Below are 13,917 nucleotides of genomic sequence, written 5' to 3' on the forward strand. Positions count from 1 at the left end.
TTTTTACAAAATGACAAGCTTTTCATATTTTTCTGCCTTTTTATTTGTTAAGGTAGATTTTACGGTCAGTTTGTAAATGTAAACACCTTTTCCGATTTTGTCGCCAAAATCATCTTTTCCGTCCCAGGTTATTTCTCTTGATAAAAATCCTTCAGTGGTAATGATTTGATTTTTTGTCCAAACAACTTTTCCGGTAATAGTCATTACCTGAACCTGAGCTTCTAAAGGCTCGTAAGGTCTGTTGTGTGAAAACCAAAATTGAGTGTAGGTCGAAAATGGATTGGGGTAATTAAGAACGTGTGACAGTGTCAGAGATTCGTCTCCAACTACTATAAATTGTATTTCGCTTGTTATGGGATTGTTGTAAACGTCCCATGCCGTAAAGCTTATAGTGTGCATTCCGGCAGCTAAATTTCGTAAAGGGAAACGCAGGTTTCCATTTGTATAATCGTCTAATTTGGTTTGATAGTAATCATTTAATACGAATGGATTGCTAACATCACCATCTAAAATGGCTATAATGTCATGACCAATTCCGCTCGCGGTATTTATACCATTTTCGTCCTCCAGAAACGCCAATAGAAAAGGAGAACTATTTGTAATTCCACCCGAAACAAATGTTTCATCGTTCATATATAACTTAACTTTTGGACTTATATTGTCCTGTGGTGCATTTTCATTTACACCGCCAATTTTAATGGTATTGTTAAAGCCGGTTTGGTTTTCCGGAAGGCCTTCTTTTTTGGAATAAAAGCTAATTCGGCCATTGTCAACAGGGATTCTGATGTCTCTGGGCACGATAAAGCTAAATTCGAATTGTCCGTTTTTAACAGAGGCATTTCCTCTGAAAATCGTTTCACCAAGGATTTTAAATGACATGGGAGGGCTGAAACCATCGTTGTTTAAAGTGGTGGTTGTAATTAGTTTGTCAAAAATAGCGGTAGATAATTCTCCGTTATAATTGCTTAACAGATTGTTGTTTTCATCGGTTATTTCACCCGTAAGTTTGATTTTTGATAGGGACTTTAAATCAGGAATCGGTTGTGAGATAACAATATCGTTTACTTTTGTTAAATTAATTTTAGGTTTTGGAATGGCTAACATCAAAGCCGGGTCGCCTAAGTACAAAATTACGTTACTGGAGGAACTAGGGGTATCATTTTTAGAAATTCGCAGTGTTTCGGCAATGGTTGTATATTGATTGGATCCGTAAGCAAGTAAGTTTCTGCTCAGATTGTCATTGAAGTTTTCAGCATTAAATTGACCAATGGCGCGAATAGTGGTAAGCATCGAAATGGCACCTCCTCTGGGATTCCAGAAGACGTATTCTCCTGCCGTTGGTTTGGTAGGGTCGTCAAATCGGGAGAAGTCACAGGTGATGGTGATAAATAAGGGGTATTTGTATTGATTGTTTAGGTTTTGTCCGTCTGCTTTTTCCCAAATGCGTTCACTTGCCAGACCATCTTCTCCACCGTGACCAAGATAATTAAATACCAAAGCTCCTTTTTCGAAAGCATTAAAAAAATCTGTTCTTGCTTTTGGATATCTCGATCCACCTGAAGAAGCTTCCTGTGTATAAGAGTCAAGGAAGATTTTGTCAATGTTGAAAAATGGTTTTTCAGTAGCAATAACATCTGCTAAACTGTTTTGTCTGGCTTGTAAAGAGGCATCTGAACTTTTGTCTGCATCATCGCTGATTAGGACAAAGTTATTTCTCCAGTTTCCAAAAGACTTAATATTGTGATATTCTAGAACTTTATTAACCATTTCCTGCGCCTGACCATTGTCGGAAACCAACATTCGTCCAACGGCTATATCGATCCCTTTAGCAAAAGAAGTCAGGTTTCCTTCGTTGGGATCCATTAGTCCAAAAAAATCATCAGATGCAAAGGAGGCTTCTCCGGTTGTGTTGCTTATTAAAGATTGATATATAGGTACAATATTGTTGTTGTTTCGGGTGCGGTTTTTATAATCAAAAGAAGCGTCACCAAATAAATTCAGGTATTTTATCTTTTTTTCAGGTGAAGAAGCATTATCGTAAATGTATTTAATGCAGTTTCTGATTGCCGCAATATCCTGCTTTCCGGAAGAGAATTCCTGATAGATGTTTTCCAATGCGATTACTTTTACACTTAGATTGGAATTGTTGCGGTGAAAGTTGGCCAGATTTTCAGCTTGTGAAAGTAAAAATCGTGGGGTAACGATGACATAATCGATGTCCTGAAAAACATTTTGGTTGTTCTTTAAAAGAGTTCCTTTTAAATTTTGATTGCCGATTTTGGATTGGTTTTCTTTTGATGGACTGTAATAATCGGCAGGAACAAGTGTGATGTATTTTCGTATTTCTCCCAGTGAGGCTTTGAAGCTAAAATTAGTCAGATTTGGGTTTTCAATTTTCGATACATTATATAGGTCTGTAATATCCCAAATTTGCGCGATTCCTGCGGCATTGCCAATAGTGTAATTTACGATTCCTGCTGTTGAACCGGCTAAGTCATATTGAAATCTAAATTGTTTTCCGGTTCCCAGTAGTTTTCTTTTGGCTACTAAGTTGATGTAATCCAGGTATCCTTTTGATCCGGGCACACCATTATTGATGTACGTTAGTTTTATTTTTACATTTTCACTGCCTAAAAAAGAAGTGTTTTGAGGAAGTTGAGCGCTGAAAAATTTTAAATCAGGATCCGATCCTAAGCTGTTAAAGTTAAGAGTGCCGATGTTTTGTTCATTTGCAGAAATTTTAAATGAAGTGGCTGTATAGGCTGCTGAAGCTGCGTTTAGCTGTATTTTTATAGGAGTTGTCGTTTCAAGATTGGGGAAGTTAAAATTGAATTCCTGCTCGGTGTCGATGTCGAATGCTTCTCCGTACCATTGACGACCGGTGTGGGCAATGTTTATTTTGTCAATTTCATGGTATTGATAGTCGTCATAGGTGCTTAATTCTAAGGTGCTGTTATTTGTTGGTTGATTGGCAGTTGGAATTCGCTTCCCGTCTCCACCACTGATGGTAATATAATAGTACGATTTTGTATCAAAGACATTCGAATTTGTTTGGCTTTCCGTGTTCCAGTTGTCTACTCCTTCACCATAAAAAAGAATGTGATCATCATTATCGAAAGTACCGTCATTTTCTCCAATAACCAGAATTGCATTTTCGGTTAAATCATCAGGATAGTAAATGTTGTTGGCGAGAGGAAGCATTCGGCCCCCGTTTCCGTAGATTTTGATTCGCCTCGGGTCGACTTTTCCGGCATCAAAACCTAAGCTTTGTAAAAACGATTTGGAGATGCTGTAAATGCCTGATTTTTCGATATAAAAGCGATACCAGTCCCCTGTCGCTAAAACCGAATTTTGTATTCCGCTTGATTTTTGAAAAGAGGAAGAGTTACTATTTCTGGATGTAGTGTTGTTTATTGAATACGAAAAAGAGCGGACACGTTTGAAGCTGTTTCCTTCTTTTATAATTGGATAAAGTGCGATGAAAGCTTGCTTTTTATCACGTGCCGAAGCGATTTCCAGCGTTTCGTTTAGCTTGGCAGGGATGTTTTCGAGTGTTAAATCTCCTAGTTCCGAAATCGAAATTGGTTCGTATACCACATTCGTAACCTGAAGCGAATTGGTGTTTGAGTAGTTGGATTCTCCTAAACTAAGAAGTAATGTTATGTTTTTTTTAGTAGTATCAAACCGGAATGCCGCTCCCGAAAAGAAAGGAATAACGATTTTATTGTCGCCAATGCCCGTCTCTTTTTTGCTTTTCCAATCTAGTGTAAAGCTCCCGTTTGTCTGGGAAAATGATGCAAATGAGAGGAGTAGCAGGTATAGAAATAAGACTTGTTTCATAGACTGAAAAAACGTGATTATTTTTAAAATATTTTAGTAAGTAAAAATATAGTATTTCATGTTATAGTAAATAATAAAAAGTATATTTTTGCGTTCGTAACTATAGGTTATTTTCTGGTAAAAAACAGCTAAATAAAATTATTAGAACAGATGTTGCTAATTAAATGTTAATTATTATATTGCAGCACCTAAATTTATCACCTAAGAATGAGTATGAAAGTAAACAAAATTGTAGCCTTGCAATTAATGATGTCAATGGTATTGATGTTAGGCACGGCTAGTTGTAGCAAAAAATCGAGTTCCAGTCACGCTTCCAGAGCTACTGGTTGGGATGTAGATAGTCAGAATGGAACTGCAGCCAGAAACGCAGGCAAAAAACAACAGGCAGGTCCTGGTTTGGTTTTTGTTGAAGGAGGTACATTTACTATGGGTAAAGTACAGGATGATGTTATGCACGATTGGAATAACACACCAACTCAACAACACGTTCAGTCATTCTATATGGATGAAACAGAAGTTACCAACGGTATGTATTTAGAGTACCTGGAATGGCTTAAGAAAGTTTTCCCACCAACAGAAGAAAATTACAAAAACATTTACGAAGGAGCATCTCCTGATACTTTAGTATGGAGAAATCGTTTAGGATACAACGAAACGATGACTAATAACTATTTAAGACACCCATCTTATGCAAACTACCCAGTAGTTGGTGTGAACTGGATTCAGGCTGTTGAATTTAGTAAATGGAGAACAGACCGTGTAAACGAAGCTGTTTTAGAAAAAGACGGATATCTTAAAAAAGGAGCTAAAACTCAGGATGTAAGTGCTGAGAGTTTGTTTAATACAGAAGCTTACCTTGCATCACCATCTACTACTTACGGTGGTAATGAAGAATTGGTGTTGAAGAAAAATCCAAGTGGTAGAAAATTAAAAGCAGGGAAAGACGGTGTAGTTCCGGATGCTAAAAATGTATACGCACAACGTTCTTCAGGTGTTATTTTACCGGAGTACAGACTTCCTACAGAAGCAGAGTGGGAATACGCTGCTGCAGCTGATGTTGGACAAAGAGAATACAATATATATAAAGGACAAAAGAAATATCCTTGGTCCGGAGATTATACACGTTCTTCTAAACGTAAAAATAAAGGAGATCAATTGGCTAACTTTAAACAAGGAAACGGTGATTACGGTGGAATTGCTGGTTGGTCAGATGATGGTGCAGATATTACAAATTCTGTAAAAAGTTATGCTGCAAATGATTTCGGATTGTACGACATGGCAGGTAACGTTGCAGAATGGGTAGCTGACGTTTACAGACCTATTATTGATAATGAGGCGAATGATTTTAACTACTATAGAGGAAATCAATATGCTAAAAACAAAATTGGTAAAGACGGTAAACTTGAAATTATTACGAAAGACAATATCAAATACGATACTTTAAGTAATGGTAAAGTTGTAGCAAGAAACCTTCCTGGTGAAATTGCTCAAGTACCAGTTGATGAAAACGAAACATATTTGAGAACTAATTTCAGTACAAGCGACAATATCAACTATAGAGATGGTGATAAACAATCATCTAAATATTTTGACTTTGGAGATTCTGAATCTGGTGCAAAAGCTGATCAAGCAATGTACAACTCACCAAAACATAATATCACTACTGATAGTTTAGGTAAAATGATTAGAAAATATGATAACACTAGTAAACGTACTACTTTAATCGATGATAAAGTGAGAGTTTACAAAGGTGGTTCTTGGAGAGATAGAGCGTATTGGTTAGATCCTGCTCAAAGAAGATATTTCCCTCAGGATATGGCAACTGATTACATCGGATTTAGATGTGCAATGTCTAGAGTAGGTTCAAAAGCCGAAAAAAGAAAATCGCCTAGAAACTAAGTTTTAGAAATTTCAATATAAAAAGTTCCAAATTCCAAATGCTGAATATTTCAGTATGGAATTTGGAATTTTTTTATGTTTTTTTTCTATTTTTATGACCCTTAAAATTTTATATATGAATATTCAGGACATTCATAATTTGTTTTTACAATGTAAATCTGTTTCAATCGATACGAGAAAAATTGAAGCAAATTCTATGTTTTTTGCCATCAAAGGAGAGAATTTTGATGCCAATACGTTTACGCAACAGGCTCTTGATTTAGGGGCTTTGTTTGTTGTTATTGACAATGCTGCTTACTTTATTGACGAAAGAACAATACTGGTTGAGAATAGCCTGGAAACCTTGCAGGAATTAGCAAAATTTCACCGTACTTATTTAGGATTACCAGTTGTTGCTTTAACGGGTAGTAATGGTAAAACGACCACAAAAGAGCTTATAAATGTAGTTTTGTCTAAAAAATTCAGAACAAAAGCGACCATCGGAAATCTGAATAATCATATTGGGGTGCCTTTAACGATTTTGTCCTTTACAAAGGAAACAGAACTCGGGATTGTTGAAATGGGAGCTAATCATAAAAAGGAAATTGCCTTTTTGTGTGAAATCGCACAACCGGATTATGGCTATATAACCAATTTTGGGAAAGCGCATTTAGAAGGTTTCGGTGGAGTTGAAGGCGTGATACAAGGTAAAAGTGAGATGTATGAATATCTCGTTAAGAATAAAAAAACAGCTTTTATAAATCTGGAAGACCCTATTCAGGTCGATAAGTCTAAAGCCATTCAATCGTTTACTTTTGGTCTTAACAAAGAACAGGCTGACATTAAAATCAGGAGTGTAGAGGCCAATCCTTTTGTAGCGATTCGTTATGACGGATTTGCTGTCCAATCGAATTTGATTGGACTTTATAATGCTAATAATATCAATGCTGCAGTGGCGATCGGTACTTATTTTAAAGTAGCTGATAGTGATATAAAATCGGCTATTGAAGCTTATACACCCGACAATAACAGATCGCAATTACTAAAAAAAGGATCCAATCAGATTATATTAGATGCTTATAATGCGAATCCAAGTAGTATGGCCGTTGCAATTGCCAATTTCATACAACTGGACAATCAGAACAAAATAATGATTTTGGGAGATATGTTTGAACTTGGAAATGAAAGTGAGCAAGAACATAAAATTATTGTGGATGCTGTGGTCGGTCAAGATCAATCTGTCTGTTATTTAATCGGAAAAGCTTTTTATCTGCATAAAATTTCAAACGAGAAGGTTCGTTTTTTTGAAACCTTTGATGCTTTTGCAGACTTTTTAAAATCGGTTAAACTGGAAGATCACACTATTTTGATCAAAGGCTCCAGAGGAATGGCATTGGAGCGTACTTTGGATTATATTTAAATGAATAAAAGAGAATGCCATCAGTTAATGATGGCATTCTCTTTTATTACTTAACCCGATTAGTAATTTGGTATAAAATATTGAACAAAGAGCAAAATTAATAGTTTACAAGCTTGTTTCTTTATTGTTAATCCACCTTTCGCTTGGTAGTAATTCGATATTTTTTATTTAGTTTTTTTGCTCATTTTGTCAGCAAGCTGTATGGCATTATAAGCATTTACAACTCCACCCGACTTTGAAAGTTCATTAAAAGATCTTAGCGTTTCTTCATTTTCGCCTGGCACCAATACTTTTAAATCGTACTGTACGGCAGAATCCAATAAAATCTGTTTGACTTGAATGGCAGTTAATTTAGGATAATAAGAGCGAACTAAAGCTGCTACCCCGCTTGTAATGGGACTTGCCATTGAGGTTCCGTCTCGATAGGAATAGCCAGTATTAGCATCGGTCGTTTTTAGAAAAAAACCGGGAGCAAAAAGATCTACTGTTTTTTTTCCATAATTTGAAAAACTTGCCACGAATTTTTTATCACCGTTAAAAGTAATACCTCCAACTTTAATGAAATTTTGGCAAAATTCTTTTCCTGTATTTTCATCGTAATCAATAGGATAAAAAGGTTTTAGATCATTATCACTGGCGTCATTTCCTGAACCGGCAATTAGTAATACATCATTTTTTTGGGCGTATAAAAAAGCATTTTTAATCCACTTAGGATTTGCACTAAATGTTTTGCCAAAACTCATATTAATAATTTTAGCGCCATTGTCAACAGCATATTTTATGGCTAGTGCAATATCCTTATCATTTTCATATCCTCCTGTTGGTACCGCTAATATGGGCATGATTTTGATTTGATCGCTAAAGCCCCCTATTCCGATATTATTTGATCTGGTTGCTCCTAAAATTCCACTTACAATAGTCCCATGATAGGTTAATTTTGCATTTTTTGAAACATTATTATTACCATAACTATTGTCGTTTAAATCTAACTCATTGTCTCCAATTATAGCCCTGTCATAATACTGAGGGTTATAAGTGGTTCTGTATTTCTCAACCACTTTTAAACTATCGCTTTTTAGAACTTCATAGGATAATCCTAAACGAAGAAAATTTCTCATAGACAACAAACTTGGTACCAGTTGCGGGTTCTCTTTTCTGTTTGTTTTATATATACTATCAACTTGAGGATAGGTGAATGTACTCTTGCCAAAGAATTCTGTTAACTTTTTTGAGCTTTCTCTAAATTCTATTAAATTTAGGGAAGCATATTTTTTCAAAGTATCAATTTGTGCCAAATCTTCCTTGTAAAAATTTGTTGCTTTTATATAGAGTAGTGAATCTTTTTTGTTTCTTTTAAAATTATTAAACGAACCATATCTCTTTTTTAGCATCTTCAATACTCTTGTTGGTTCTGTATTAGCATATGAAATACTTTTCCCATTTTTATTGCCTAAAAAATTCCAGCCGTTAACATCATCTATATATCCATTTTTGTCATCATCAATTCCATTATTTGGAATCTCATTTTTATTAATCCAAATAGCAGATTTCAAATCTTCATGATTGATATCTATATCCGTATCTATTACTGCTACGATAACTTCTTTTCCTGTTCTACCCTTGATTAGCTCCTCATAGGTTCTAATAAGACTTGTCCCTGCTAACGTATCTTTTTCTATGTCGAGATTATGCCAGCAATCTCTAACCTTAATAGGTAAGGCGTTTTTATAAATAACACTAGGAGCTATTATAAACCTGCTTTCTTGTTGTGAAAAAACATTAGAAGATATTAATAAAAAATAAAAGATAAAAAGATAATTATTCATAAATAGCTTTATAATTGCGTTTGAAAAATAGGTTCTCCTTAGGAGAACCATTGTTTAAGATTCTGGACGGTCATCACGGCCACCTCCTCCATTTGTTGGTCTTTTTATTGGATCAATTGGTCCACCTCCACCCTCATTGTTTTCTGAATTACCTCCAATAATAGATTTTAGATTTTCTAGTTTGAACTCTTCAAACGAAGATAAATTGTTTGTTACTTTTCTCATTATTATTATTATTATTATTATTATTAAATTTAAGCAAATCTATAAGTTCAAAACAATTAATCAAAAAACTTGTTTTATCAATTCAGGAATTGATAGAATGTTTTCTTTAATTGTTGTTGATTTTTAGCTGTTTAATAAAGTTGGAAGGCTTCATTTTTGTATAGGTTGTAAAAGCTCTTGTGAAAGTTTGAACACTGTTATAACCGCATATTTCAGATAGAGCCTGTATTGTGTACTCTAAAGTTTTTTTGTCATTTTCTAATTTATCAAGGATGTACTCTATTCTTAAATTGTTAATATACCTCGTAAAAGGAATCTCTTTTATTGAATTAATAACTTGAGATAAATATTTAGAATTTGTTTTGAACTCAGATGCAAGTATTTCAATTGTGTATTCTTTTTCTATATATTTTAGTTCTAATTCAAATTTTTGAAGACAATCTAATATATAAGCGATCATACTTTCATCCATATTTGTTATTGATGCTTTTTTAGTAACAGGTAGTAAGGACTCTTTGTTAATAATCATTTGTTGTTCCCTATCTCTTCTATAGGATTCAAACAATTGCTTTTGTTTTTCAACTTCTTTTTTCCTTTTTTTATTATTTAGATATAAGAGAATAAAAAGCATCATAATTCCTGAAAACAAGAATAATATTATAGTTTGTAAGGAAAACTTTTCTTTATTTAAAGACGAAATCATCTTTTGCTTAAGAGATATTACTTCAATAATATCATATTTCTTTGCAATTGTGGAAGTAATATATTTATAATCATCATCCAACAGTTTATCTGCTTTTATAAATTGATCGGAATAATAAATAACTTTCTTATAATTGTTTTTACCCTTGTAGTATGCAATAATTTCTTTATATGCAGGAATAGTAAGTAATGAAATGTCATTTTTTACTTTAAATATTGAATCTACTTTTTTATAAAATAGTACGGCATCATTACTTTGATTCAGTTTTGTGTAAGACTCTCCTATATAAAAACAATTTTCAGCATAATTAGAAAAATCATTATTTTTTTCAAAAGTTCTTAAAGCAATTTTTAAATCTAGTATGGCAGTATTGTATTTTTTTCGTTGCAAATAATTTTTCCCCCTATTTGAAATAAAATAAGGCAAATAAAAATTTCCAAAATCATAATCCCGACAAGCATTAATACCTTTTTTTGTGAGATTTTCAGACTCATCAGTTTTGCCTATTCTATTATATAGTTCTGCAAGTCCTAAAACATATCTTAAATAATTATCCTCTTTATTCTGATAGGCCTTCTCCACACATTTTTGATATATAGGAATTGCTTCGCTATAATGACCCTGTGTTTTCTTTATAAGACCGATTGAATAATTCATATCATTAACTAGCTTCGGAGAAAGATTAGCAGTATCCTTTATAGCAATTAAAAAGCAATTTAAAGATTCTTTTAATCTTTTCTTATTATAGAAAATGTAGCCTCTTGTTGAATAAAGATAGGGAAGTGCTTTGGGATATTTTTTGTTAGCTAAAGCTATGGAAGTGTCAGAATACTTAATTGATTGATCGAAATCTTCAAAAATTTCTGCAAGTAAATCATAACCATAAATAGTCTCTCTTGTATTTTTTTCGCTTTTTGCTTTTAATAAATATGATTTAGCATAAATATAATTACGGGTAAAACGGCTATTAGGATCGGTATAAATTTTTTCTCTAAAAGTATCGTAACTGGTTTTTTTTAAGGAATCAGGTATCTGTGTTAAATTTTGAGCTATAATAATATTGTATAAAAGTAAATGAATAACCAGGAACAATTTTTTGTTGCACATATAACTACATTTTTTTTGAATCGTAAATGTACTTATTTAAATAATCGTCTCATTTATAATATTTAGAACTATAAAGTGTTTCTTTTTAATGTAATAAAAATAATTAATCTTCTGTAAATCAGTGTATTTGTATAGGTAAGATAGGTCAATTCCTAAATTGAAACTACCAATTCCTGAATTGATATATACAAAATTTGTGCAACTCAAAACCACATTCTACATTTGCTACAACAAAATAAACAAGAAGTAATACAACTTCTCTTTTATTTCGAATGTCTCTTTTCGAACCGAGAATAAAATCAATTAAAATTAGTATTTAATACTTTAGTACTTTGTTAAAAAGGCCAATTGCGAAGGAACAATTTTTTAAATAAATCGCTTGCAAGCAAAAAACAGGTTACTTTTTTGAAGTGTTGGTTAAGTAGCCATGTTTAGAACCAACCAACCAAAAAAAGCAAGATAAAATCATTATTAATTATTAAAATTACGATTATGAAAAAATTACAGTTAAATCAAATGGAAACTTTAGAGGGCGGAAAATTTTGGGGTGAAGGAGGATGGCACAGTGTAGGAGGTTGTAGTGAAGGATTCCAAACAATATCTAATTCACATTACATATTTTGGATGGTTGTTGAAGTTGAATACAATATAGTTGCGTGTTAAGATAAAAGTTTCAATAGGGGTGCCAAAAATCAATTGGCATCCTTTCTTACATTCTTAAATATCAACTTTTGCATTTTTTTTAGTTTTAATACAATCCCTTAAATGAAAAAATACATTTTTTATTTCTTGCTCTATTTCAGTCTACATAATGTACATGCTCAAAGAGTTTATATTTTTGACAGAGACAGTAGTAAACCTATCTCTTTTGCCAATATAAATTATTTTAAAGCTGACAATATTATTAATTCTAATTATTCAAATGAAAGTGGACTTATTGATATAAAAGATACTAATTCATTCGATCGTATTGAAGTATCGTGTATTGGTTATGAAAATAAATCAATAAGTATGGAATCAATAAAAGACACCATTTATTTAACAAAAAAGATAATTAGTCTTGACGAAGTTGTGATACCTAAGAAAAAGGATGTTCTATTATATGGATATTCAAAATTCAAAAAGAAAATCGGCATTTCTGGAGCAAAGGGAATGCAAGTGTGCGCCTTTGTTGAAAATCCCAGCGAGAAAGAAAAATTTATAAAATCATTTTTGTTTAAAATTAAACGAAGTGAAAAATATAAAACAGCAATAAGAATTCATTTTTATAAAAAGGCAACGGGTAAAATATATCCCGGAGAAGAAATACTTACAGAAAACATTATAAAGTATCTCAATGGAAAGACCAAAGGAATTGTTGAAGTCGACATTTCAATGTATGGGATAGAATTGCCTGCAGAGGGCGCTTTTGTAGGAGTCGAGTGGTTGGGTATTCTTGATGAAAAAACCGGAGAATTTATTGAAAACAAAGAAAATTGGAGTGACACAAGTATAGAATACAACGATGCAATTAACGAGCCTTTAACTTTTATAAAAAGCCGACTGAAAAAAAACACCTGGAGTAATACAGAAAATTTAAAAAAGGATTTTGAGAGCTTTGACAAATTTAAAAACTATCCAAACGCGTCCTTCGGGATCGAAGTATTTAATGATTAATGAGAAATCCAATTATACTTTTTGTTGTTTTATGCATAGCTGCTATCCTGTTTACAACATTTCATCAAAATATCCTTGACTTAAAGGCTTTGGAAATTCAATCACTTTCAAAATCTATATCTCAAAAACAGATAGACAAATTTATTACTTCTTCTCAGTCAAAAGAGTATTTAAATTATATTTTCGTTCCAATCAATATCATTACAAAAGTTACTATAATTGCTTTGTTCTTGTTTTTTGGCTGTTTTTTGGTTGATTTAAAAATTAAATTTAAGCAGATATTAACTTTTTGTATCAAAGCAGAATTTATATTTCTGTTGCCGGTTTTATATGAAATTATTTATTTTAAGTTCATTCAAACTAATCATACTTATTCAGACATTCAAAACTTTTCTTCACTATCAGTTTTAAATGCAATTGGTTATAAAAATGTAGAGAATTGGTTTTTCTATCCCTTGCAGACACTTAATCTGTTTGAATTGATCTACTGGTTGGTTCTTGCCTGTTATATTGGTAAAATCACTGAAACTAATAGTAAACGAGGATTACTAATTGTAGCGTCTAGCTATGGTAGTGCATTGCTACTCTGGGTAACTGTAACGATGTTTCTTACTTTAAATTATTCATAAAAACATTATGAGAAAATATTCGAAAATTATACTCCTTCTTTTACTTGTAAGTTTTCTTTCATTTATGGTTTATAATATAATTTCCAAAATCAACCACAAAAAGGAATTAGCAGAACATATTAAAACCATTCCGGCTTTTAATTATCAAGATTTAAACGGTGTTGCATTTACTAATAAAAATTTAAAAACAGATATTGCTGTACTCTTTGTTTATTTTAACAGCGACTGCGAATTTTGCAACGAAGAGGCTCAAATGATTCAAGAAAACATTGAAAAGTTGAGTTTAATTCAAGTTGTTTTTGTCTCATTCGAACAAGTAAAACAAATAAAATCTTTTGCTCAAAAACACAGTCTTTTAAACCATGACAACATTCATTTTGTATCTGACACTAATGTTACTTTCGCTACTAGCTTTGACGTAAAATCTTTGCCCTGCTTAGTTTTATATAATAAAAACCAACAACTTATTGAGAAGATAAAAGGGCAAACTCAAGTAGCGACAATACTAAAGAAATTGACCCCTTAGCCTAAACAGGAATAACGCAAACTTGGAAAGGAAAGAAATATAGGCAATTGAAATGAACCAATTTTAATTGCAATAAAAGATATTAACTTAAAATACCCCTGTATTGA

At 32.6% G+C, this 13,917-nt stretch carries 10 protein-coding genes; 6 read left to right on the top strand and 4 right to left on the bottom strand.

Going from position 1 to position 13,917, the window contains the following annotated elements; translation table 11 throughout:
• Nucleotides 1-3: 3 nt before the first annotated feature.
• Nucleotides 4-3,840 (bottom strand): type IX secretion system sortase PorU, encoded by a 3,837-nt coding sequence (gene porU, locus AB674_RS00725; RefSeq protein ID WP_047772967.1) that lies wholly within the window; start codon nucleotides 3,838-3,840, stop codon nucleotides 4-6.
• A gap of 213 nt (nucleotides 3,841-4,053) precedes the next feature.
• Here porU and gldJ point away from each other — a divergent pair, with 213 nt between their 5' ends.
• Entirely contained in the window at nucleotides 4,054-5,739 is a 1,686-nt protein-coding gene (gene gldJ / locus AB674_RS00730) for a gliding motility lipoprotein GldJ (RefSeq protein ID WP_047772969.1), read from the top strand.
• A 115-nt stretch (nucleotides 5,740-5,854) separates the two neighbouring features.
• Nucleotides 5,855-7,138, top strand: a complete 1,284-nt coding sequence (locus tag AB674_RS00735) for a UDP-N-acetylmuramoyl-tripeptide--D-alanyl-D-alanine ligase (protein ID WP_047773267.1) — start codon at nucleotides 5,855-5,857, stop codon at nucleotides 7,136-7,138.
• Nucleotides 7,139-7,302: 164 nt separating this feature from the next.
• On the opposite strand, the gene AB674_RS00740 is transcribed toward AB674_RS00735, so the two are convergent.
• The 3 genes from AB674_RS00740 to AB674_RS00745 form a co-directional block, all read right to left on the bottom strand.
• Nucleotides 7,303-8,964, bottom strand: coding sequence for a S8 family serine peptidase (locus AB674_RS00740; protein ID WP_053004167.1), 1,662 nt, complete (start codon nucleotides 8,962-8,964; stop codon nucleotides 7,303-7,305).
• Nucleotides 8,965-9,018: 54 nt separating this feature from the next.
• A complete protein-coding gene (locus AB674_RS22715) occupies nucleotides 9,019-9,189 on the bottom strand; it encodes a ComC/BlpC family leader-containing pheromone/bacteriocin (RefSeq protein ID WP_165579336.1) in 171 nt (56 codons plus the stop codon).
• A gap of 106 nt (nucleotides 9,190-9,295) precedes the next feature.
• Nucleotides 9,296-10,999, bottom strand: a complete 1,704-nt coding sequence (locus AB674_RS00745) for a helix-turn-helix domain-containing protein (protein WP_047772972.1) — start codon at nucleotides 10,997-10,999, stop codon at nucleotides 9,296-9,298.
• A 492-nt stretch (nucleotides 11,000-11,491) separates the two neighbouring features.
• Here AB674_RS00745 and AB674_RS22720 point away from each other — a divergent pair, with 492 nt between their 5' ends.
• From AB674_RS22720 to AB674_RS00760, 4 genes are all read left to right on the top strand, one after another.
• Entirely contained in the window at nucleotides 11,492-11,662 is a 171-nt protein-coding gene (locus AB674_RS22720; protein ID WP_165579337.1) for a hypothetical protein, read from the top strand.
• A gap of 102 nt (nucleotides 11,663-11,764) precedes the next feature.
• The gene (locus AB674_RS00750; RefSeq protein WP_047772974.1) at nucleotides 11,765-12,655 is read left to right on the top strand and encodes a hypothetical protein; all 891 of its coding nucleotides are present in this window, start codon (nucleotides 11,765-11,767) and stop codon (nucleotides 12,653-12,655) included.
• On the top strand, nucleotides 12,655-13,284 hold the full coding sequence (locus tag AB674_RS00755; protein WP_047772976.1) for a hypothetical protein: 630 nt from the start codon (nucleotides 12,655-12,657) through the stop codon (nucleotides 13,282-13,284). The genes AB674_RS00750 and AB674_RS00755 overlap by 1 nt, the downstream gene beginning before the upstream one ends.
• A 7-nt stretch (nucleotides 13,285-13,291) precedes the next feature.
• Nucleotides 13,292-13,810, top strand: coding sequence for a TlpA family protein disulfide reductase (locus AB674_RS00760; RefSeq protein ID WP_082210570.1), 519 nt, complete (start codon nucleotides 13,292-13,294; stop codon nucleotides 13,808-13,810).
• Nucleotides 13,811-13,917 lie beyond the last annotated feature (107 nt).

It is taken from the genome of Flavobacterium sp. ABG, from assembly GCF_001027725.1.
GTDB classification, from domain to species: domain Bacteria; phylum Bacteroidota; class Bacteroidia; order Flavobacteriales; family Flavobacteriaceae; genus Flavobacterium; species Flavobacterium cupriresistens.

Coding starts and splice junctions, on each gene's coding strand:
- porU (WP_047772967.1), bottom strand. CDS start 3,840: ATGAAACAAGTCTTATTTCTATACCTGCTACTCCTCTCATTTGCATCA.
- gldJ (WP_047772969.1), top strand. CDS start 4,054: ATGAAAGTAAACAAAATTGTAGCCTTGCAATTAATGATGTCAATGGTA.
- AB674_RS00735 (WP_047773267.1), top strand. CDS start 5,855: ATGAATATTCAGGACATTCATAATTTGTTTTTACAATGTAAATCTGTT.
- AB674_RS00740 (WP_053004167.1), bottom strand. CDS start 8,964: ATGAATAATTATCTTTTTATCTTTTATTTTTTATTAATATCTTCTAAT.
- AB674_RS22715 (WP_165579336.1), bottom strand. CDS start 9,189: ATGAGAAAAGTAACAAACAATTTATCTTCGTTTGAAGAGTTCAAACTA.
- AB674_RS00745 (WP_047772972.1), bottom strand. CDS start 10,999: ATGTGCAACAAAAAATTGTTCCTGGTTATTCATTTACTTTTATACAAT.
- AB674_RS22720 (WP_165579337.1), top strand. CDS start 11,492: ATGAAAAAATTACAGTTAAATCAAATGGAAACTTTAGAGGGCGGAAAA.
- AB674_RS00750 (WP_047772974.1), top strand. CDS start 11,765: ATGAAAAAATACATTTTTTATTTCTTGCTCTATTTCAGTCTACATAAT.
- AB674_RS00755 (WP_047772976.1), top strand. CDS start 12,655: ATGAGAAATCCAATTATACTTTTTGTTGTTTTATGCATAGCTGCTATC.
- AB674_RS00760 (WP_082210570.1), top strand. CDS start 13,292: ATGAGAAAATATTCGAAAATTATACTCCTTCTTTTACTTGTAAGTTTT.